Here is a 20137-nt window from a genome sequence, read left to right on the forward strand (position 1 = left end):
GAATTCTGACATCAACCGCTGTTGACATCACTTGATGTCAGACTTACTCTTCGTTCAGTTGTTCACGCACCAATCAGGAGGCGTCACACATGGTCGACATCGACCCAACCTCGGGGCCATCGGCCGGTGACGAGGAAACTCGAACTCGCCGAACACGAGTCGTCGTCATCGGAGCCGGTTTCGGCGGCATCGGAACGGCTGTCCGCTTGAAGCAGTCCGGGATCGACGACTTCGTCGTTCTGGAACGTGCCGCGGAGCCCGGGGGAACCTGGCAGGTCAATACCTACCCCGGTGCACAGTGCGACATCCCGTCGATTCTGTACTCGTTCTCGTTTGCGCCAAATCCGAACTGGACGCGGCTGTATCCGCTACAGCCCGAGATCTACGACTATCTCCGGGATTGCGTCCATCGCTTCGGACTGGCCGGTCATTTCCACTGCAACCAGGACGTGACAGAAGCTTCGTGGGACGAGCAAGCCCAGATCTGGCGGGTACACACTGCGGAAACCATGTGGGAGGCACAGTTCCTGGTCGCGGCCACCGGCCCGTTCAGTGCCCCCGCCACACCCGACCTTCCCGGGCTCGAATCGTTTCGTGGTCAGATGTTCCACACCGCGGACTGGAACCACGACCACGACCTTCGCGGTGAGCGGATAGCCGTGGTCGGCACCGGCGCCTCTGCGGTGCAGATCATCCCCAGACTGCAACCGCTCGCGGACACGTTGACCGTGTTCCAGCGGACACCGACGTGGATCCTGCCGCACCCGGATCAGCCGATGACCGGCTGGCCGAGCGCTCTCTTCGAGCGGGTGCCGCTCACCCAACGACTGGCACGCAAGGGACTTGACCTGCTCCAAGAAGCCCTGGTACCCGGATTCGTGTACAAGCCGTCACTGCTCAAAGGGCTGGCCGCACTCGGCCGAGCACACCTTCGCCGGCAGGTGCGGGACCCGGAGCTTCGCGCAAAGCTGCTCCCCCACTACGCATTCGGATGCAAGCGTCCGACGTTCTCGAACACCTACTATCCCGCGCTGGCGTCACCCAATGTGGAGGTGGTGACGGACGGAATCGTCGAGGTGCAGGAGCGCGGAGTCCTCACCGCGGACGGCGCCTTCCGGGAAGTCGACACCATAGTCATGGGAACCGGCTTTCGTATGGGAGACAACCCGTCGTTCGACATCATCCGGGGCAAGGACGGCCGCAGCCTCGCGCAGACGTGGAACGGCAGTGCCGAGGCCTTCCTCGGCACCACCATCAGCGGGTTTCCGAACTTCTTCATGATCCTCGGCCCCAATTCCGTGGTCTACACCTCGCAGGTCGTCACGATCGAAGCGCAGGTCGAGTACATCGTGAGCTGCATTCTTCAAATGGACGAGGGCGGCATCGGCAGTATCGACGTCCGGGCAGACGTGCAGAGAGAGTTCGTGCGCGCGACCGACCGCCGACTCGCCACCAGCGTGTGGAACGCCGGCGGGTGCAGTAGTTACTACCTCGTCGACGGCGGCCGCAATTACACCTTCTATCCCGGATTCAACCGATCCTTCCGCACCAGGACCAAACGAGCCGACCTCGCTCACTACGCGCAAGTACAACCCGTCTCGTCCGAATCACTCACCACTGCCCGAGAAACCGTGAGGAGCCGATAATGCTCGGCATCAACGCCTTCCGAGGCACACCCGTCGTCGCACCGTCCGGCGCGCGCCGCTACACCGACGAAGCACATGCGATCGCCGCCCGTGACGTCGAATTCGACTGGGACGGCGTACCACTGCATTACGTGCCGAACGAACCGATGGTCACCCACGTCATCAACTTCATGCATCTCGTGTTGCCCGAGGGAGAGCGGGCCATGTCCGCAACGCTCGCCGAAGCGCTCCCGCTCATCGAGGACCCCCGCCTGCACGAAGAGGTGGTGGGATTCGTCGGCCAGGAAGCAACACACGCGTCGTCGCACAAAGGTGCACGCGAGCATCTTGCGGACCTCGGCATGGACATGAAACCGATGTCACGCCGGATGGACTGGCTCGTGGACAAGATATTGGGCGACAAAGGATTGACCGGAAAAGCCAAGCACGCCTGGCTCTGTGAACGTCTCGGCTTGTTTGCCGCGATGGAGCACTACACGGCGGTGGTCGGGGAATGGCTGCTCACCGATCCCGCCCTCGAAGATGCCGGCATGCACCCGACGATGCTCGACATGGTCAAGTGGCACGGCGCCGAGGAAGTCGAGCACCGCAACGTGGCCTTCGACGCCTACATGTACGTGGACGGTAGCTACGCCCGCCGCGTTCGCACGGCGCTGCTCGCCAGCTTCACGTTGTTCGTGTTGTTCATCGCCTCGATGAACTACCTCTTCCGGCAGGACCCGTCGAAGGCGAAGGGCCGCCTGTGGCCTCTGCAACTGATCAGCGCCACTCGCCGCGGCCTGGTCCCGAACATGAAATTCCTGATCACCGAGATTCCTCCGTATCTGCGGCCGAGCTTCCATCCGTCCCAGATCGGGGACATGGACGTAGCCATGCGCTACCTCGCTCGCTCACCTGCCGCCAATCGTTCTTCCGAAAAGAGTGAAGGATGAACAAGACGACTGCCGACCGTCCTCACGACGCACAAGACTTCACACCGACCCGGTCGTTGAGGATTGCCGCACAGGCGACGAGCGCATACCGTCGAATCTTTGCGTCAAGTCCTGCAGCGCAGATACTTTCGCGTCCCAACCCGGTCCGCTACAGCGGATTCGACATGACGCTGGACGTGAAGTCCGTCCGGTTCGAGTGCGCAGACGTCCTGAGTGTCACCTTGACCCCGAGGGAAGGAATCACCCTGCCGTCGTGGATTCCCGGCGCTCACCTAGACGTCATTCTCCCCTCGGGAAGGCAACGACAGTATTCGTTGTGCGGAGACCCCGACGACTTGACCTCGTATCGGATCGCCGTCCGGCGGATCGACGAAGGCGGGGGCGGCTCCCGCGAGATACACGAGTCGCTGAAACCCGGAATGGTTGTCGACGTACGAGGGCCGCGGAATGCATTTCCTTTTGTCACTGCTCCGTCGTACCTCTTTGTTGCGGGCGGAATCGGGATCACTCCGATACTTCCCATGGTGCAACGCTGTCACCGCCGCGGAGTCCCGTGGCGATTGGACTATCTCGGACGAACTCGGGCAGCTATGCCATTCCTGAACGAGATCGAGGAGTATTCCAGCGGCCGGGTAACCATCCGACCCGACGACGAGCTGGGTCCGACGGATATCGGAACACTCGTCGCTGCTGCGGATCCCGGTGCCGCGGTGTACACGTGCGGACCGGTTCCGCTGATGAACACGGTGCGTGCGGCAACTTTCGCCGCCAACCCGACCGGATCGGTGCACAGCGAGAGGTTCTCCCCACTCCCGGTAGTCGACGGCAAGGAGTTCACGGTGCATCTGGCGCGCACCGGTCTCACCGTCGATGTGGGCGAGTCCGAAAGCGCCTTGGCTGCAATACGACGCGTACTTCCCGGAGTAGCGTATTCATGCCAACAGGGCTTCTGCGGTACATGCAAGGTCCGGGTGCTCTCCGGGACCGTCGAGCATCGAGACACCCTCCTCACCGAATCCGAACGTACTGGTTCGATGTTGACCTGTCGATCACGTTCCACCGGTGGGTCTTTGGTGGTGGACCTGTGAAGGGAAAATTCTCTCTTTCTGCGGCCGACGCAGCCTTCATCCGCTCCGCTCCGCTGGTGATCACTCACCGGATCGAATCCGAAGCGACATGTGAAAGCTTGTGGCAGACGTTGACCTCGGACGGAGCGCTCACGTCGTGGGCGCACGGGATCACCGGAGCCGACTGGACCTCGGACAGACCATTCGGCGTCGGGACTACGCGAACCGTGCGAGCCGGCGCTTTTGCTGCACTGAACGAGCGATTCTTCCGCTGGGACGAGGGGCGCCGGATGTCGTTCTACGTGGAGTCGGCGTCACTTCCGGGGTTCAAACGCTTCGCTGAAGATCTGGTGTTGGAACCGACTTCGACTGGCAGCCGCCTCACCTGGACGTTCGCTGTGCAAGCGCAGCCGTGGTTCGCCCCCATTCTGACTCTGTCCCGACCGATCCTCCAACGCGTCACCCGCGGCTGGGCCGACGGCGCCGTCCACCACACACTTCAAGGAACTCCACGATGACGGCGACCGAGATCGACACGACCACACAGGCGTCCGACGACACGGTGACACAGGCAGTGCGCGACGCCCGTACTGCTTCCGAGTGGTGGGCAGAACTGACATTCGAGCAACGTGCTCGTCGACTGGATCGGTGGCGAGGAATCATCGCTCGTCGCGCATCCGAACTCGCCGACGTCGTGCACCGGGACATGGGCAAGCCGCACCCTGACGCGATGCTCGAAATCGCCATGGCACTAGAACATCTCGCGTGGGCGTCGAAGAATGCCCGAAAGGTATTGGGCAGGTGCAGCGTCCGCTCCAGTTTGTTGACGGTCAATCAGGCCGCCTCGGTGGAGTATCGACCTCTCGGGGTGATCGGTGTGATCGGTCCGTGGAACTATCCGGTCGTCACCCCACTCGGTTCGCTCTCGTTCTCGCTGGCTGCAGGCAACGCCGTGGTCTACAAGCCGAGTGAGTTCGCACCGGCAGTCGGGCAATGGTTGGGCCGCGCCTTCGCCGAGGTCGTCCCTGAACATCCTGTGCTGCAGGTCGTCACGGGCGATGGTTCGGTCGGCGCGGCACTGTGCCTGGCCGGTGTCGACAAGATCGGGTTCACCGGATCGACCGCGACGGGCAAGAAAGTCATGGCAGCGTGCGCCGAGACCCTCACACCGGTGTTGATGGAATGTGGTGGTAAGGACGCGCTCATCCTTGATGCCGACGGAAATGTCGGTGCCGCCGCGGATGCTGCGGTGTGGGGAGCATTGTCCAACTCCGGTCAAACCTGTCTGGGCGTCGAGCGTGTATACGTGCACGAACATGTCTACGGCGAGTTTATCGACAAGACAATCACTTTGGCTGCCCGAGTTCATGCGGGTCCGGGTGCCGAAGACAAGATCGGTCCGATCACCATGCCCTCGCAAGTGGCTGTAATCCGGCGCCACATCGACGACGCGATGTCGCGGGGTGGACGTGTCGTTCTCGGAGGGCTCGGCTCGATCTCCGGCCAGTACGTGCAACCGACCATCATGGTCGACGTCCCCGAAGACAGCCTCGCCGTCACGGAGGAAACTTTCGGCCCGACGATGACGATCACCAAGGTCGCCTCGATGGACGAGGCGGTGGAGTTGGTCAATGCGTCGCCATACGCATTGGGAGCAAGCGTGTTCGGCAAGGACGGAGCGGCTGTTGCCGATCGGCTCCGATCCGGAGGAGCGTCGGTGAACTCTTACGTGATGTATGCCGCGGTTCCCAACCTGCCACTGGGTGGGGTCGGAGCATCTGGTTTCGGACGCGTTCACGGCCCAGATGGTCTGAAGGAGTTCACCTACGCTCGTTCGACGACTCGGCAACGATTCCGTTCGCCCCTACCACTGACGACGTTTCGAAGGACCGCCCGAATCGACTGGCTGGTCAAGGTTCTCATCCGCGCACTACACGGAAGGCACTGAAGCAATGACGGGACGCTTGTCCGCAATTGCGGGAACAGTCCGCGATCTGGGCATTCCACTGCCCGGACGCCGACTCGACTACGACGTCGCCGGGAAGGTCGTACTGATCACCGGTGGAGGCGACGGTATCGGTGCAGCGCTGGCGCGCACTCTCCACCGGAGTGGGGCCACCGTGGCACTGGTCGACGTCAACGAGAGTTCATTGGCAACGGCCGAGCGCTCATTCGAGTCACAGCGAGTCGTGACGGTGACGGCCGATGTCCGAGATCGGGACGGCATGACCGCAGCCGTGCAAACGATCATCGAGCAGCTGGGCAGAATCGACGTCGTGGTGGCCAACGCCGGAATCACCCCTCCCCCGGCAACATTGCGCCAGATCGATCCCGACGCCTTCGATCGTGTGCTCGACGTCAATCTCACCGGCGTCTTCAACACCGTGCATCCGACCATCGACGAGGTGATCCGCAACAGTGGGCACATCGTCGTCGTGTCATCGGCGGCGTCGTTCGCCCCCGGTTTGGGCGGCGCTTCGTACATGATCAGCAAGGCTGGGGTCGAAGCGCTCGGCCGGGCGCTGCGTCTCGAGGTTGCCGGCTACGGCGCTACTGCCGGCATCGCGTACTTCGGGATGGTGGATACACAACTTGCACGCGCAACACTCGACGACGACGAGATCGGGCGCAAACTCGACGCTCGACTACCTGGTCCCCTCCGTCATCGAATCTCCCCGGACCGTGCCGCCACCGTGATCGCCGATGCGATCGCGCGCCGCGCCGCCCGGACCCTTGCCCCCGCTGCCTGGGAACCCTGGGCGTGGGGACGCGGATTCATCAATGTCCTTGCCGACGGTTACCTGGCAAAAGACAAACAGGCACACGACCTGATCCGCGAACTCGAAGACAGAACCACCGCTGCGGCCCCGACGAGTGCGTCAGCCCTGACAAAGGCATCCAGGAGAACATCATGACTACGTTGTGTGCAGCCTTCCAGCGAGTGTCGGCGGTGGCGCCCGACGCGGTGGCTTTGCGAGACATCGGCGATGCGCGAACACTGACGTGGCGCGCGTACGGCGAACAGGTTCGCGATGTTGCCGCGGGATTGGCCGGAATCGGCGTGGGACATGGCGATACGGTTGCATTGATGATGAGTAACCGCATCGAGTTCTACCCGATCGACGTCGGCGCCCAACACCTCGGCGCGACGTCCTTCTCCATCTACAACACGTCGGCACCCGAAGCCATCCAGTACATCCTCGCCAATTCCGGTGCGCGAGTGCTCGTCTGCGAGGCCCAGTACGTGGATACCGTTCGCCGATCCGGTGCCACACTCGACACGATCGTGGTCGTCGACGCGCAACCGTCTGCCCAGCAGTCCGGCACCCTGACGCTGGAGCAGATCAAGTCCTCTGCTGCCGCCGATTTCGATTTCGAGAGCACCTGGCGTGCGGTGAAACCGAACGACGTAGCCACGTTGATCTACACCTCCGGCACGACCGGCAACCCCAAGGGCGTCGAGACGACTCATGCCTGTCTGTTGTTCGAAACCACCGCCGTCAGTGCTGTACTCCCCGTCGAGTTCGGTGACCGCATCACCTCGTACATGCCGTCGGCGCACATCGCCGATCGGCTCACCTGCCTGTACATGCAAATGGTGTTCGGCACCCAGATCACTGTCGTGCCGGATCCGAGCCAGGTAGCGGCTGCGCTTCCGGACTGTCGCCCCACGATCTGGGGCAGCGTCCCCCGTGTGTGGGAAAAGCTGAAGGTTGCAGTCGAATCGGCCGTCGCCAACGAACCGGACGACGCGCGGCGAGCGGCATTGCAGTGGGCACTCGACGTCGGTCGCACTCGGCTCGCACACTTGCGAGCCGGTGAAACAGTCCCCGCCGAACTGGAAGCGGACTACGCCCGAGCCGATGCAATGGTCCTCTCCGCTCTGCGTGCGAAACTCGGTTTTGCCGAACTGAAGTGGGCCATCTCTGGCGCCGCACCGATTCCGCCGGACACCTTGGCATTCTTTGCAGCCCTGGGAGTTCCGATCTCGGAGATCTGGGGAATGTCCGAGCTGACATGCATTGCGAGCACCGCACCGGCCGAGCCGACCAAGCTGGGAACGGTCGGAAAGTTGCTTCCAGGCATGGAAATGCGCATCGAGGCGGACGGCGAGCTACTGGTTCGAGGACCGTTGGTCATGAAGGGGTACCGCGGCGAACCGGCAAAAACGGCCGAAGCGATCAGTGCAGACGGTTGGCTTTCGACCGGAGACATCGTCACGGCCGACGCAGACGGATACCTCACGGTGATCGATCGCAAGAAGGAGCTGATCATCAATGCGTCGGGAAAGAACATGTCCCCCGCTGCCATCGAGACCGCAGTGAAGACGTCGTCGTCGTTGATCGGTGAGGTCGTGGCGATCGGAGACGGCCGAAAGTTCAACACAGCGTTGATCACTCTCAGCGCCGACGCCGCGGTCGGAGCGGCACGCTCACTGGGACTTGCGGCCGAGGCCGCGGTACTCGCCAAGGACGCTCGGATCGTCGACATCGTTGCAACTGCTGTCGCCGAGGGAAACTCGCGTCTGTCGAGGGCCGAGCAGATCAAGCGGTTTCACGTACTCACCACGTTCTGGGAGCCAGGCGGCGACGAGCTGACACCGACGATGAAGCTCAGGCGCAAGCCGATAGCCGAGAAGTACGCGTCCGAAATTGCAGCCCTCTATGCGGATTCGGTCGTAGAGGACGTCTACGAGCCTGCGCCCTGCGCATAGATCAGCGTCTCGGTGGCCTTGACCACAAACGTAGCGGCCGATCCCGGAACCAGATCGAGCTCGGCCGCTGCGCTCGCCGTGATGTCGGCAGACAAGCCCGGCTGGCCGGCTTCGTCCTCGGCTCGGACTCGGACGACATCGCCTCGATTTTCGATCTCCGCGATCGTGACCGCAAACGCGTTTCGTGGGCTCCCGTGAGGCGGATCCAGGTAGACCGACACTGCTCGCGGCTCGAAGACTGCCACGGCGGCACTGCCGGCCGGTAAGTCGGTCTCCGTCTGGCCCGCGATATCCACCCCGACCGGACTTCTGAGCATTCCGTCTCCGGCCATCGTGCCGCTGCGCAAGTTGATCCCTGCGATGCGTGCTGCAAATGCACTACGCGGGCGAGTCAGAACTGTTCGTACGTCACCACGTTCGACGACCCGGCCGCCGTCCAGCACGACAACGGTGTCGGCAAGGGCCAGCGCATCCAGAGCGTCGTGCGTGACGAGCACGGCCGTGCGATCTCCTGTTCGGAGCACTCTACGCAGCAACGACCGCAATGCCGGGGCGGAGGCGACGTCGAGCGCAGACATCGGTTCGTCGAGCAGGAGTAGTTCGGGTTCAGCAGCCAATGCCCTCGCCACTGCGACTCGTTGCGCTTGACCGCCGGAGAGCTGTGACGGCTTGCGGTCAGCCAATTCGGCGGCGTCGACTGCGTCGAGCCAGTGGCGCGCGGAATCGGCGGAATCGCGACGCGACCGCCCTGCACTGCGCGGCGCGAACGCCACGTTCGCGGCCGCACTGAGGTGGGGAAAGAGAAGTGCCTCTTGCGCGAGTAGAGCAGTGCCGCGCCGATGCGGCGCCAACGCGACTCCCCTACCGGTATCGGTGAGAACGCGAGAATTCAGTTCGATCAACCCACGCCGCGGGTGATGTAGTCCGGCAACCGCCGCCAGTACCGTCGACTTGCCTGCGCCGTTCGGTCCGAGGACAGCGGTCACCTCACCGGCCGCGACGTCGAACGTCGCAACGACATCGCGCTCCGGAATCTCGATGTCGACGTGGAGGCCACTCACAACGAACCCGCCGATCCGCGTCCACGCACCGCAACCACGATGACCACCGCGACTACGACCAACACCAGCGAAAGCGCTACCGCTGCATCCGGATCGGTCTCACGCTGGAGATAGATTTCCAACGGCAGGGTACGCGTGACCCCTTGCAGACTTCCCGCGAACGTCAGCGTTGCACCGAACTCCCCCAGTGCGCGAGCGAAAGCCAGCACTGCCCCTGACACCAGACCGGGAAGCACCAGCGGCAAAGTCACCCGGCGAAGCACGGTGGTCGGGCGGGCTCCGAGCGTCGAGGCTACGGCCTCGTATCGTGTGCCCGCAGTGCGTAGCGCACCTTCGAGGCTGACGACGAGGAACGGTAGCGCGACAAACGTCTGCGCCAGGACCACCGCGGTTGTCGAGAATGCTATCTGGATGCCGAGCACTTCCAACTGCTCACCGATCAACCCTTTGCGCCCGAACGTGTACAGCAACGCGATACCGCCCACCACTGGCGGCAGAACCAGCGGGAGCAGAATCAAGGATCGAAGAACGGACAGTCCCCGAAAATGACTGCGCGCCAACACCGCGGCCATCGGTACCCCGAACAGGATGCACAGCAGCGTGCTCATTGCCGCTGTCTTCAAACTCAGTTTCAACGCGGCAACCGACGATTCGGAAGTCACGAGTTCCCAGAACTGCGACCACTGCACGGTGGCCAGCATCGCCGCCAAGGGCGCGATGACAAACGCTCCGCCGATCAGCGCCGGAAGGTAAATCCATACCGGCAACCCGAGCGGAGCCCGGACCGCCGGTCTTAGGTGTGTCACGGGGCAGCGAATCCCGCGTCACTCAGAACTGCAAGGCCCTTGGGCCCCTTCACGAGATCGACGAATTTGGTTGCCGTTCCCGAATTCTTCGAATCCTTCAGCACCGCAATCTGGTACAGGTTGACCACCGTGGTGGCTTCCGGGAACGCGACGGTCTGAACCTTGTCACCAGCGGACTTCGCGTCGGTGACGTAAACGATGCCGGCATCGGCCTGCCCGGACGTCACCTTGTTGAGAACGTCGGTCACCGACGATTCTTCGCTGACGGGCGAGAGGGTCTCGCCTGTGGCCGTCTCGACCTTCTTCGTAGCCGCGCCACAAGGGACCTGCGGAGCGCAGATCACCAGTTGCGTCCCCTCCTTTGCCAGATCGGCGAACGACGCGATGCCCTTCGGATTGCCCGGCGGCACAACAATCGTCAAGGTGTTGCTCGCGAAGTCCGAGGGCGACCCCGCGACGACGCCGGCGTCGGTGGCCTTGGTCATGTTGGCGGCGTCAGCCGAGGCGAACACGTCAGCCGGTGCGCCCTGGGTGATCTGAGCGAAGAGGTCCGAGGACCCGGCAAAGCTGAATGTGACCGATGAACCGGGGTTCTCGGACTCGAATTCCTTGCCGAGTTCGGTGAAGCTGTTCTTGAGTGACGCCGCTGCGAAGACGGTGATGCTTCCCGTGGCACTATCACTGGAAGTGGTTGTGGTCGGAGCGGCCGACGACGTCTCCGACGAAGAATTGTCGGAGGAACTACAACCGGTCACCAGGGCAAGCGAAAAGGCACCTGCTGCAACAAGTCCGACTACACGCTTCACGAATTTCCTCCAGTATGTTCAAAAACTACGGCGTTTCCACGATGACCGTGGTGGCCTTCACGATTGCGACTCCGATACTCCCGACCTCGAGTCCGAGCTCCCGAACCGCGTCGGTACTCATCAACGAGACGACAGTGAAGGGCCCACACTGCATTTCGACCTGAGCCATCACCTTGTCGGTGACGACCTTGGTGACGAGGCCGGCGAACCGGTTGCGGGCCGAACTCGCACCCGTGAGCGGATCGGCCGGTGCGGGTCCGGCGTTGGACCGGGCGAAGCCCGCCAACTCGGCACCGTCGATGACCTTGCGGCCGGAGTCGTCCGTCGTCGCGGTGAGAAGCCCACCGTCGACCCACCGCCGGACGGTGTCGTCACTGACACCGAGCAGGCCGGCAGCTTCGCGGATTCGAATGTTGGGCACCAGGTGATCGTAGGTCGCAAGTGCGGACCTAACAAGCCGAAATGCTCCGCAGATGCGTGAACTAGTCAATCATGATCACGTATCTGCGGAGCATTGTCGATAGTTGCCGTAGACGAATCAGCGCATCATTCTTCTGCCCAGGGCACACGGCAGGAGTCGGTGCTGAACCCCTGCTCGGTAATCCCCAACGCCGAATACATCCGGGCGCGCATGTTTTCGAGCCCGATCTGATAGGTCAGTTCCACGACGCCCGCTCGCCCGAACCTGCGCTCGAGATCCGCGACCTGTTCGTCCGTCACCCCGTTCTCCCCATGGGGGTCACCGGTCATGGCGTCGGCGTAGGCGATCGCGGCCCGCTCGTCTTCGCTGTACTTCGATGAATCCCGGTAGTTCGCGATCTCTTTCAACTTGTCGATGTCCAAACCGTCCAAGCGCGAGAGCATCGTCCCAAAGTCGACACACCACGAGCAGCCGACAGTCCAGGCGACGCGATAGACGGCCAGTTCACGAATGTTCGACGGCAGCACCTTCGACGCCTTCTGCACAGCCATTTCGTGGCGGGCAGCCGCTACGAACAATTTCCGATGGTTGGCCAGGACGGCAAAGGGCTCGGGGACTTCGTCGTACTGCCTGGCGGCGAATTTGTATGCCACTTTGATCAACGGACTGGCTTCTGACGGTGTCACTGCGGGAATGCGAGTCATGGCAAGCCTCCGTATGTTCTGGGGCACCGGATTCGATGCTCTCTACAGAGTTGGACGATGGCGGCGATTCAAACGTGACAAGAACCGCGTCCGAGCGGATGTGAGGATGCGGTGTCAGCCGACTAAGCTGCAAAGATGCCTTCGACGCCCCGCAACCGCACCGTCTCGCGTCTGCAGCCGTTCGCATCCACGATCTTCGCCGAGATGACAGCGTTGGCCACACTTCACGACGCGGTCAACCTCGGTCAGGGCTTTCCGGATACCGACGGTCCTGCGGCCATGCTCGAGGTAGCGCGCCGAGCCATCGCCGAGGGCGTCAATCAATACCCGCCCGGTCCGGGCATGCCCGTCTTGCGTCAGGCCATCGCGGAGGATCGGCGCATCCGCTACGGACTCGACAGTGATCCCGACTCCGAAGTTCTGGTCACCGTCGGCGCCACCGAGGCGATCAGTGCTGCGATTCTCGGACTGGTCGAACCCGGCGAAGAAGTAGTGCTGATCGAGCCGTACTACGACTCCTACGCTGCATCCGTCGCGTTGGCAGGCGCTGTACGTCGCACAGTTCCGTTGGTAACCGCGGGAGACGGATTTGCGGTCGATCTCGATGCATTGCGCGGCGCGATCACCGCCAAGACGAAGATGCTGATCGTCAACAGTCCTCACAACCCCACCGGCACCGTATTCACCGATCACGAACTTCGAGCGATCGCCGAACTCGCGTGCGAACGCGACCTGATCGTGTTGAGCGACGAGGTCTACGAGCACTTGGTCTTCGACGGCCTCACCCACACACCGATGGCGTCGCTCCCGGGCATGCGTGAGCGCACCGTCACGGTGTCCAGTGCCGCAAAGACTTTCAATGTCACCGGCTGGAAAACCGGCTGGGCGATCGGCCCGAGCGAACTCATCGACGGAGTCCGTGCCGCCAAGCAGTTCATGTCATTTGTTGCCGGTGCACCGTTCCAACCGGCCGTTGCCTACGCGCTCACCAACGAACAGCCGTGGGTCGTCGAACTTCGACAGAGCTTGCAAGGCAAACGCGACGTGCTCGGTAAAGCTCTGACCGAGGCCGGTTTCACGGTGCATTCCGGTGGCGGCACGTACTTCCTCCTTGCCGACATCAGACCGTTGGGCGAAACCGATGCGGGAGATTTCTGCCGCGCACTGCCCGAGCGGATCGGCGTCGCGGCCGTTCCGGTCGACGTGTTCGCGGACAACCGCGACGATTGGAAGCACCTGGTGCGCTTCGCCTTCTGCAAGCAGGACCACATTCTGTCCGAAGCTGCACGCCGTCTCCACCTGCTCCAAGGAGCAGCGCACCCATGACAGCGCGGACCATCCCGACCGCATTCGTCCACCGCTATCTCGCGTTCTCGCCGGACAACGACGTCGATTTGTCGGGTGCATTGCGCGCTGCCGGGATCGACCTCGAGACACTGTCCGACCCGCGCGCCCGACTGACCCCGACTCAGGTCACCACGTTCATCCAATCCACGTGGCAGATCACCGACGACGAATTGTTCGGCCTCGGATCCGCCCCGGTCCCCCGTGGCACTTTCCGATTGATCTGCCTGACGTTGATCCATTGCCCTGATCTCGGATCGGCCTTCGCTCGAATGTCCGACGTGATCCGTGCGCTACCGGCTCTGGCCCCACTGTCGATCGAAAAGGGCGAGGAAAGCACTCGGGTGAGTTTCGCTGTCCGAGCTCGCGAAGGCGTCGCCGAACCTGATGTCGCAGAACGTGTCACAACCGATTTCGTCCTGATCTTGCTGCACCGATTTTCCGCATGGTTGATCGGAAAGCGCGTCCGACTTCGGGCGGTCGAGTTTCCGTACTCGGCACCGGATGCACGGTTGGCGCAGGACTACGACTACATCTTCGGAGCGCCGGTCACCTTCGGCGCGCAGCGCGCGGCACTGGAGTTCGACAACTCGGCCATGCGTGCACCGATCATCCAAACCGAGGAGACGTTGGAGGAGTACCTCCGAGAATCTCCGATTCAGCTCATGTCCGAACGTGATTACGACAGCACTGCGTCGGCGCAGGTACGACGGGTCCTGGAACTCGGGGTGAAGGGGCGAACCTCCACGGCCGAGGAGATCGCGGAGATGCTCTCGATCAGCGTTCCCCATCTGCGTCGACTGCTGCGGCGTGACGGAACATCACTGAATCAACTACGCGAGGAAGTGCTCCGCGACGTAGCCATCGCTGGTTTGCGGCGCGGAGAATCCGTCGAAGTACTCTCGGCGCGATTGGGGTTCTCCGAGCCCAGCGCCTTCCGTCGGGCCTTCAAACGATGGACCGGCGACACTCCGAGTTCGTACCGCTAGCTGACGCAGAACTCGTTTCCTTCGGGATCGGTCATCGTGATCCACACGCTCGGCCCCTGCGCTCCTCGGTGCAGGATCGTCGCCCCCACCGTCTCGAGGTGCGCTGCGACATCCTCGCGCTTGTCGCCCACTCGTATGTCGAAATGGAGCCGGTTCTTCACCGTCTTCGATTCCGGAACCAGTTGGAACAGAACGCGGGGACGTTCGGGATGCTCCGGATCGCTGATGGCCGCACCTTCGGGCCAGACGAGGACTCCCTCGAATGTCGTGGTGTCGGATTCCTTGGCGTGACCAGCGGCGACGAGGCCCCTGATGAAGTCTTCGTCGCTGGGCTCCGCTGCCCACCCGAGTGCTGCGGCCCACCACTTCGCCTGTTCGTGCGGATGTGCCGAATCTACTGTGACTTGAAATTCGTATCCCATGTTCCGACGTTAACGCCGACCACCGACACCTAGTGAAGGTTCAGCCGAGCCCGGGCATCAGTCGACACTCTTGATGGTCTTCATGGTGATCAACGATGTCACCCGCGAGACAGCCGGAAGCCCGCTGAGCTTGGTGACCATGAAGTTCTCGTACGTCGCGAGATCTTTCACCGCGACGCGAATGAAGTAGTCGGGAATTCCGAACAATCTCCGACATTCGATCACTTCGTCGAAGGCGGCGACCTGGGATTCGAAGTCCTCGATGGTGGCCTGGTCGTTGACTCCGATCTCGGCGGTGACGATCACTTGAAATCCTCGGCCAAGCGCTTCCTGACTGACGATCGCGCGGTACCCGGTGATGATTCCGTCGGCTTCGAGCTTTTTCACGCGGCGCAGGCAAGGGGACGGTGTCAGACCCACCAGATCCGCCAACTCGGTATTGGTCAAACTCGAGTCCTGGCGTAGGTGAAACAAAATTGCGTCATCCATGGCATCCATCGCACTATTATTGCGCACTGTTCAATATGTGGGCATTCTGAGCAATCGATCACCTCGATCTTTGTTATAGATTTGCGTCGTGATCGAACCAGCATCGTCGACGGCCGCACCGGCCGTCGAACTCCCACCGCGAACCCCGGCGTGGCGGCACGCCTTCCAGCTGTCGCTACCGGTTGGATTCGGCCTGCTCCCACTTGGGATCGCACTTGGCGTTCTTGTGGTCCAACAAGGGCTCAGCCCTTGGTGGGCAGTCGCTTTCACCTCGCTGATCTACGCAGGATCGCTGGAGTTTCTCGCGGTCGGAATGGTCGCGGCCATGACACCGCTGCCGTACGTCGCTCTGACCGCACTGCTGGTCAACTTTCGACATGTGTTCTACGCCTTGAGTTTTCCGCTGGAAAAGATTCGCAACCCCTTCGCCCGCTTCTACAGCATGTTCGCGCTGACCGACGAGGCCTATGCGATGTCGGTAACTGCCGATCCCAAGGCACTCACCGGACGCGTCATCGTCTACTCCCAGCTGTACCTGCACGGCTACTGGATCGGTGGCGCGATTCTGGGCGCGACAGCAGGACAGTGGATTCCGGACTCGATCGTCGGCCTCGACTTCGCCCTGACGGCGTTGTTCGTCGTCCTCTCGATCGAAGCGATTCGCGCACAAAACGGATTCGCGGTGCCGGTCGCCGCGGTCACCTGCGCTCTGGTCGCCCGGCTCGCAGCGCCGGACCACATGCTGCCAATTGCGATGGGCGCCTTCGTGCTCTTCCTGATCGGGCGCTTTGTCTACGACTCACGAAAGGCGAAGATCGATGCCTGACACCTCGTACATCTTTGCGGCGGTCGCAGTCATGGCCGTGGTCACCTTCGCGCTGCGCGCAATCCCCTTCGCCGCGCTCATGCCGCTGCGCTCCTCCGCCCTGGTCGGCTACCTCGGCATCTACATGCCGGCAGGCGTCATGTTGATTCTCGTCATGTATTCACTCAAAGGGGTGTCGATCACCGCCCCTTCTCATGGCCTACCCGAACTGATTGCAGTGTGCGCCACGATCGCCGCGCACCTCTGGCGAAAGAATGCCGTCCTGAGCATCGTCGTCGGAACGACGATCTACGTCGCGCTGGTCAATACCGTGTTCGCCTGAGCATTTCCCATCCGGGAGCAAAGCAGTTTTACCCCCGGATGGGTGATTTGTAACCTCCAGGCGCTTATCTGAACAGTTGAACACTTATACGATTTCAGTAGCGTGGCCGCCGGCCGCGACTGAAGGATCGGTGAGGTTCGATGTCCACGACAATGACCACGACGGGCACTCGAATCGCCGGTGCTTGGCACAGTCTGGATCGAGGCCAGCGTCGAAGCATCATCGGGATGACCGTCACCGTCGTAGCGCTCAACGTCGTCGGGTGGGCAGTTCTTCTCGGCCTGGTTGTCCCCGGCCACTACACGATCGAAGGCAGTGTCTTCGGCGTCGGACTCGGCGTAACGGCGTACACGCTCGGCATGCGCCATGCTTTCGACGCCGATCACATCGCCGCTATCGACAACACCACTCGGAAGTTGGTGGCGGACGGCAAGAAACCGATGTCCGTCGGGTTCTGGTTTTCGCTCGGACACTCGACCATCGTCTTCGTACTCGTCGCCCTCTTGGCTTTGGGTGTGCGGCAACTGGCCACCAGCCTTTCCGACGACAACTCCGATCTGGAGAAGTGGACCGGCTTGTTCGGCACCACCATTTCCGGCACGTTCCTGATTTTGATCGGAATCTTGAACCTTGTCTCTCTCATCGGGATTCATCGGGTGTACACGAAGTACAAGGCCGGAACCTTCGACGAGGAACAACTCGAGAAGGAACTCGACAGCCGTGGCGCCCTGAACAAGATTCTGGGCCCGGTGATGAAGATGGTTCGCAAGCCCTGGCACATGTACCCGGTCGGCCTACTGTTCGGATTGGGATTCGACACCGTCACCGAAGTCGGGCTGTTGGTGATCGCCGGCGGCGCGGCGGCGACAGGGCTCCCGTGGTATTCGATCCTCGTTCTGCCGATCCTCTTCTGCGCCGGGATGTCGCTTTTCGACTCGATCGACGGATCGTTCATGAATTTCGCCTACGGTTGGGCATTTGCTCAGCCGGTCCGAAAGATCTACTACAACATGGTGATCACCGGACTCTCGGTGGCAGTCGCCCTGCTGATCGGGTCCCAGGAAATCATCTCGATCTTCACCGACAAACTCGACATCCACGACGGGATTCTCGGCGCAATCGGGAACTTGGATCTCGGCGCGATGGGCTTCATCATCGTCGGACTCTTTGTTGTCACCTGGCTGATCGCCCTCCTCGTGTGGCGGTACGGCCGCATCGAAGAACGGTGGCAGGCTCAGTCCGGTGCAGCAGTAGCCCGACGAGCGACAGCAGACGAAGCGATGTGAGTTCGACTCGGTCTACGCAGAATCATGGGCCACCCGAAAGCGAATAGCTGATGTACGTCTCGCCCCATTTCAGGTACGCGCTCGACGTCGCCTGGCCGCGGATCTGGTCGTTCTGCCACTGGTAGACAGCGCGCCACGGAAATACGGAACTCACTTGTTCCAAGGTGTACTGCTCACGATGGCCCTGCGCGAATCGCTGTTCGAGATCTTCACGAGTGCGCGGCGGGAAATTGCTGATCAGGTAGGTCCGGCCGAGAGACTCGATGCGCCCTGGCGGCGCAAAGACATCAGCGCTGCGATAAGTGAAGGCCAGATACAGGTAGGCCGCCACCACAATCGTTGCCAGCGCTACCGCGCCGATCTTGATTGCACGTCGAAGCAGGGTCGGCATGGCTCACAGTACAATCCAATTCTCCTGTCGAGCACATTCAGTGCGTTTCCCACATTTATCGAAAGACGCATCCCGCGGAGTTGGCGAGATGCAATAGTGGAGTTCGAACGGGGTGAGCCCCGGCTAGGAGAAAACGGTGCGGATACGTCATGCGGTAGTGGGTGTGGCAATCACGGGACTTGTTCTTGCAGTGGCAGGCTGCGGTGGCGGCGACGGCGAAGCTGCCGAAGGACCAGGCATCGCCGTGGCGGCGGAAACCAAGCAAGTTCCCGACCGGGTGACCGTGCATCGACCTGGCCTCATCGACACCAGCATTTCCCCGTTCGACGTGCCTGCATGGCCAGGCCCGCACCCCTCCGAATTCCTCGAGCCCAACCCGCCGTCGGGCGAGAGCGGTGAGATCGCCGGCGACCAAGCCGCGACAACGTACGCGGCCTCGCTCGACAACCCCGACGCACTATGGAATGTCGGTGGCACGGTGCAGTGGCTGGTTGTCGAGCCGATTCCCTGAAGGTCTTCCATCTAGGTCTCCGCTCTGACCGACTCCAGACGATCTTTGCGAGTTCAGTCCCGCGACAACGCTGCACAGAATTCGCCGGGTTGGTCGACATGCAACCGCAGCCCACCGATCGTGGTGGGAGTGGCCTTCGACAGCCGTTTCGGGAGCGTGACCGAGACGGGTCGGTCGAACCCGACGTCCACGGCAGTGCCGTCGGGCCCCGGTAGAACCAGGCAGTCGTCGACAATCGCGTTTGCGGTCTCACCGAATCTTCGGACCATGCTCACCCGCGAAATCCGTGATCGGTCCACCTCGACACGAACGCCCGTGCCGCAACGAAACACCACCGTTCGAGCGGACACGAGATGTGGGTGCACGACGCGTCCGGCAAGCCAACCGCCAATCGCAATCAGCGACAACACCGTTGCAACGAGCAGCATGACGCGAAGCCACTGCCACGGCACCAGGAAGTGAATCGCCACGGCCTCGATCACACTCGCCGCGACAAATGCCACCGGTATCGACATGGTTCCCTTCGCGTATCCGAAAGTCGCTGTATCACTGGAACCTCCGTCTCTCCTGCCCGTCGAGAGCAACCACAGTGATCGGATCACGCCGTACCGCCTGACATGAGACGTGTTGCGACGCGCGCGACCACTTCACGTTGCGCTGGATCAGGCACCAGATCCGCGATCGCGACCGAAAAGCCGACACCTGCAGAGTCTCCGTCTGCGTACACATCGCCGAGCACCCCGTCCAGTGATTCCTCCAGTTCGTCCGACAAGTACGCGATCTCGTCTGCAACCTCGGCTACCTCGCGCCCAGCCAGAGCGGCGAAACGACGGTACAGATCGACAATTCTCTTCCGGTCGCCCTCGTCGGACAGCAATCGCGCAGCCGTGGAGAACAGTTCGTGTGGCGCTGCTCCCGAGATCGCCACCAATTCCCACATGTCGCGTTCACGCTCGAACAGACGCCGAACCGAATCCGTCGGGGACGACGCGATCAACTCGTCGAACGCAGACAGCAACTCCACCGGAAGCGGCGAGACCACCCGGCCGGCGCCTCGCGCCGAGAGCATTTCCTGGAGGCGCACTCGCTGGTCTGCGAGGACTCGTTGTTTCCGGTCTATCTCCGCGATCAAGGAGGAAAGATCTTCGGCGAAGTCGTCCGGTTCTCGTGCATCGATCGGCGTCGGTTCGATCATCGCGGCAATGGATCCGAGTGGAATGCCGGCGGCGGTGAGCCAACGAATGCGCATCAGCCTGACCAGATCGGGAAGTTCGTAAGTTCTGTAACCGTTGGACAGTCGTCTCGGCTCGGCCAGCAACCCCAGTCGGTGATAGTGCCGAACGGTCCGCGGAGTGGTGCCTGCCGCACTGGCCACGTCGCTGATTCGCATACGAACAGCA

The 20137-nt window shown here is 62.1% G+C and carries 23 protein-coding genes; 13 read left to right on the plus strand and 10 right to left on the minus strand.

All coding sequences use genetic code 11. The annotated features are described in order from the left end of the window. Positions 1-89: 89 nt before the first annotated feature. The 7 genes from ATN38_RS05675 to fadD11 are packed head-to-tail and all read left to right on the plus strand — an operon-like array spanning position 90 to position 8359. Entirely contained in the window at positions 90-1646 is a 1557-nt protein-coding gene (locus ATN38_RS05675) for an NAD(P)/FAD-dependent oxidoreductase (RefSeq protein ID WP_064073971.1), read from the plus strand. After that, on the plus strand, positions 1646-2578 hold the full coding sequence (locus ATN38_RS05680) for a metal-dependent hydrolase (protein WP_003940129.1): 933 nt from the start codon (positions 1646-1648) through the stop codon (positions 2576-2578). Before ATN38_RS05675 ends, ATN38_RS05680 begins: the two co-directional genes overlap by 1 nt. Then, positions 2575-3666, plus strand: a complete 1092-nt coding sequence (locus ATN38_RS05685) for a PDR/VanB family oxidoreductase (protein WP_007733536.1) — start codon at positions 2575-2577, stop codon at positions 3664-3666. Before ATN38_RS05680 ends, ATN38_RS05685 begins: the two co-directional genes overlap by 4 nt. Continuing rightward, entirely contained in the window at positions 3663-4163 is a 501-nt protein-coding gene (locus ATN38_RS05690; RefSeq protein WP_007733538.1) for an SRPBCC family protein, read from the plus strand. The genes ATN38_RS05685 and ATN38_RS05690 overlap by 4 nt, the downstream gene beginning before the upstream one ends. Further along, entirely contained in the window at positions 4160-5593 is a 1434-nt protein-coding gene (locus tag ATN38_RS05695) for an aldehyde dehydrogenase family protein (RefSeq protein ID WP_218747706.1), read from the plus strand. Before ATN38_RS05690 ends, ATN38_RS05695 begins: the two co-directional genes overlap by 4 nt. Positions 5594-5597: 4 nt before the next feature. Beyond that, positions 5598-6560 (plus strand): SDR family oxidoreductase, encoded by a 963-nt coding sequence (locus tag ATN38_RS05700; protein WP_218747708.1) that lies wholly within the window; start codon positions 5598-5600, stop codon positions 6558-6560. Further along, positions 6557-8359 carry a fatty acid--CoA ligase FadD11 gene (gene fadD11, locus ATN38_RS05705; protein WP_218747709.1) on the plus strand — a complete coding sequence of 601 codons (1803 nt, stop codon included), beginning with the start codon at positions 6557-6559 and terminating at the stop codon, positions 8357-8359. Before ATN38_RS05700 ends, fadD11 begins: the two co-directional genes overlap by 4 nt. On the opposite strand, the gene ATN38_RS05710 is transcribed toward fadD11, so the two are convergent. The 5 genes from ATN38_RS05710 to ATN38_RS05730 form a co-directional block, all read right to left on the minus strand. Next, positions 8335-9420 carry a sulfate/molybdate ABC transporter ATP-binding protein gene (locus tag ATN38_RS05710; RefSeq protein WP_007733546.1) on the minus strand — a complete coding sequence of 362 codons (1086 nt, stop codon included), beginning with the start codon at positions 9418-9420 and terminating at the stop codon, positions 8335-8337. The two genes, fadD11 and ATN38_RS05710, sit on opposite strands and share 25 nt — an antisense overlap. Next, positions 9417-10226, minus strand: coding sequence for an ABC transporter permease (locus ATN38_RS05715; protein ID WP_020970514.1), 810 nt, complete (start codon positions 10224-10226; stop codon positions 9417-9419). Before ATN38_RS05715 ends, ATN38_RS05710 begins: the two co-directional genes overlap by 4 nt. Continuing rightward, complete coding sequence (gene modA / locus ATN38_RS05720; RefSeq protein WP_218747710.1) at positions 10223-11032, minus strand: molybdate ABC transporter substrate-binding protein; 810 nt, start codon at positions 11030-11032, stop codon at positions 10223-10225. The genes ATN38_RS05715 and modA overlap by 4 nt, the downstream gene beginning before the upstream one ends. 25 nt (positions 11033-11057) lie before the next feature. Then, positions 11058-11453: a molybdopterin-binding protein gene (locus tag ATN38_RS05725; protein ID WP_003940157.1), complete on the minus strand. Its 396-nt coding sequence runs from the start codon at positions 11451-11453 to the stop codon at positions 11058-11060. A 125-nt stretch (positions 11454-11578) separates the two neighbouring features. Next, entirely contained in the window at positions 11579-12157 is a 579-nt protein-coding gene (locus ATN38_RS05730) for a carboxymuconolactone decarboxylase family protein (protein WP_007733549.1), read from the minus strand. A 135-nt stretch (positions 12158-12292) separates the two neighbouring features. Between ATN38_RS05730 and ATN38_RS05735 the strand changes: the two genes are divergently transcribed. Continuing rightward, entirely contained in the window at positions 12293-13483 is a 1191-nt protein-coding gene (locus ATN38_RS05735; RefSeq protein WP_209920524.1) for a pyridoxal phosphate-dependent aminotransferase, read from the plus strand. Next, the gene (locus ATN38_RS05740; protein WP_030535335.1) at positions 13480-14490 is read left to right on the plus strand and encodes an AraC family transcriptional regulator; all 1011 of its coding nucleotides are present in this window, start codon (positions 13480-13482) and stop codon (positions 14488-14490) included. The genes ATN38_RS05735 and ATN38_RS05740 overlap by 4 nt, the downstream gene beginning before the upstream one ends. Here the strand turns inward: ATN38_RS05740 and ATN38_RS05745 are convergent. Together ATN38_RS05745 and ATN38_RS05750 are read right to left on the minus strand one after the other, a co-directional pair. Next, the gene (locus ATN38_RS05745) at positions 14487-14912 is read right to left on the minus strand and encodes a VOC family protein (RefSeq protein ID WP_218747711.1); all 426 of its coding nucleotides are present in this window, start codon (positions 14910-14912) and stop codon (positions 14487-14489) included. The genes ATN38_RS05740 and ATN38_RS05745 overlap by 4 nt on opposite strands. A 57-nt stretch (positions 14913-14969) precedes the next feature. After that, entirely contained in the window at positions 14970-15410 is a 441-nt protein-coding gene (locus ATN38_RS05750) for an Lrp/AsnC family transcriptional regulator (RefSeq protein WP_020970517.1), read from the minus strand. A 79-nt stretch (positions 15411-15489) separates the two neighbouring features. Here ATN38_RS05750 and ATN38_RS05755 point away from each other — a divergent pair, with 79 nt between their 5' ends. From ATN38_RS05755 to ATN38_RS05765, 3 genes are all read left to right on the plus strand, one after another. Further along, positions 15490-16227, plus strand: a complete 738-nt coding sequence (locus ATN38_RS05755) for an AzlC family ABC transporter permease (protein WP_003940360.1) — start codon at positions 15490-15492, stop codon at positions 16225-16227. Further along, complete coding sequence (locus tag ATN38_RS05760; protein ID WP_003940007.1) at positions 16220-16549, plus strand: branched-chain amino acid transporter permease; 330 nt, start codon at positions 16220-16222, stop codon at positions 16547-16549. The genes ATN38_RS05755 and ATN38_RS05760 overlap by 8 nt, the downstream gene beginning before the upstream one ends. 140 nt (positions 16550-16689) lie before the next feature. Next, a complete protein-coding gene (locus ATN38_RS05765) occupies positions 16690-17835 on the plus strand; it encodes a HoxN/HupN/NixA family nickel/cobalt transporter (RefSeq protein ID WP_165639076.1) in 1146 nt (381 codons plus the stop codon). 22 nt (positions 17836-17857) lie between these two features. Here the strand turns inward: ATN38_RS05765 and ATN38_RS05770 are convergent, their stop codons facing one another. After that, entirely contained in the window at positions 17858-18226 is a 369-nt protein-coding gene (locus ATN38_RS05770) for a hypothetical protein (RefSeq protein ID WP_054825539.1), read from the minus strand. 136 nt (positions 18227-18362) lie between these two features. On the opposite strand from ATN38_RS05770, the gene ATN38_RS05775 reads away from it, so the two are divergent. After that, positions 18363-18737, plus strand: coding sequence for a hypothetical protein (locus ATN38_RS05775; RefSeq protein ID WP_003940551.1), 375 nt, complete (start codon positions 18363-18365; stop codon positions 18735-18737). A 53-nt stretch (positions 18738-18790) separates the two neighbouring features. Here the strand turns inward: ATN38_RS05775 and ATN38_RS05780 are convergent, their stop codons facing one another. Both ATN38_RS05780 and ATN38_RS05785 read right to left on the minus strand, forming a co-directional pair. Beyond that, entirely contained in the window at positions 18791-19252 is a 462-nt protein-coding gene (locus tag ATN38_RS05780) for a hypothetical protein (protein WP_218747712.1), read from the minus strand. Positions 19253-19335: 83 nt separating this feature from the next. Then, the gene (locus ATN38_RS05785) at positions 19336-20127 is read right to left on the minus strand and encodes a MerR family transcriptional regulator (protein ID WP_073512651.1); all 792 of its coding nucleotides are present in this window, start codon (positions 20125-20127) and stop codon (positions 19336-19338) included. Positions 20128-20137: the final 10 nt, after the last annotated feature.

Source organism: Rhodococcus sp. FH8, from assembly GCF_019266085.1.
GTDB classification, from domain to species: domain Bacteria; phylum Actinomycetota; class Actinomycetes; order Mycobacteriales; family Mycobacteriaceae; genus Rhodococcus_F; species Rhodococcus_F qingshengii.

Coding starts and splice junctions, on each gene's coding strand:
- ATN38_RS05735 (WP_209920524.1), top strand. CDS start 12,293: ATGCCTTCGACGCCCCGCAACCGCACCGTCTCGCGTCTGCAGCCGTTC.
- fadD11 (WP_218747709.1), top strand. CDS start 6,557: ATGACTACGTTGTGTGCAGCCTTCCAGCGAGTGTCGGCGGTGGCGCCC.
- ATN38_RS05685 (WP_007733536.1), top strand. CDS start 2,575: ATGAACAAGACGACTGCCGACCGTCCTCACGACGCACAAGACTTCACA.
- ATN38_RS05785 (WP_073512651.1), bottom strand. CDS start 20,127: ATGCGAATCAGCGACGTGGCCAGTGCGGCAGGCACCACTCCGCGGACC.
- ATN38_RS05780 (WP_218747712.1), bottom strand. CDS start 19,252: ATGTCGATACCGGTGGCATTTGTCGCGGCGAGTGTGATCGAGGCCGTG.
- ATN38_RS05695 (WP_218747706.1), top strand. CDS start 4,160: ATGACGGCGACCGAGATCGACACGACCACACAGGCGTCCGACGACACG.
- ATN38_RS05750 (WP_020970517.1), bottom strand. CDS start 15,410: ATGGATGCCATGGATGACGCAATTTTGTTTCACCTACGCCAGGACTCG.
- ATN38_RS05730 (WP_007733549.1), bottom strand. CDS start 12,157: ATGACTCGCATTCCCGCAGTGACACCGTCAGAAGCCAGTCCGTTGATC.
- ATN38_RS05740 (WP_030535335.1), top strand. CDS start 13,480: ATGACAGCGCGGACCATCCCGACCGCATTCGTCCACCGCTATCTCGCG.
- ATN38_RS05745 (WP_218747711.1), bottom strand. CDS start 14,912: ATGGGATACGAATTTCAAGTCACAGTAGATTCGGCACATCCGCACGAA.
- ATN38_RS05770 (WP_054825539.1), bottom strand. CDS start 18,226: ATGCCGACCCTGCTTCGACGTGCAATCAAGATCGGCGCGGTAGCGCTG.
- ATN38_RS05765 (WP_165639076.1), top strand. CDS start 16,690: ATGTCCACGACAATGACCACGACGGGCACTCGAATCGCCGGTGCTTGG.
- ATN38_RS05760 (WP_003940007.1), top strand. CDS start 16,220: ATGCCTGACACCTCGTACATCTTTGCGGCGGTCGCAGTCATGGCCGTG.
- ATN38_RS05680 (WP_003940129.1), top strand. CDS start 1,646: ATGCTCGGCATCAACGCCTTCCGAGGCACACCCGTCGTCGCACCGTCC.
- ATN38_RS05675 (WP_064073971.1), top strand. CDS start 90: ATGGTCGACATCGACCCAACCTCGGGGCCATCGGCCGGTGACGAGGAA.
- ATN38_RS05700 (WP_218747708.1), top strand. CDS start 5,598: ATGACGGGACGCTTGTCCGCAATTGCGGGAACAGTCCGCGATCTGGGC.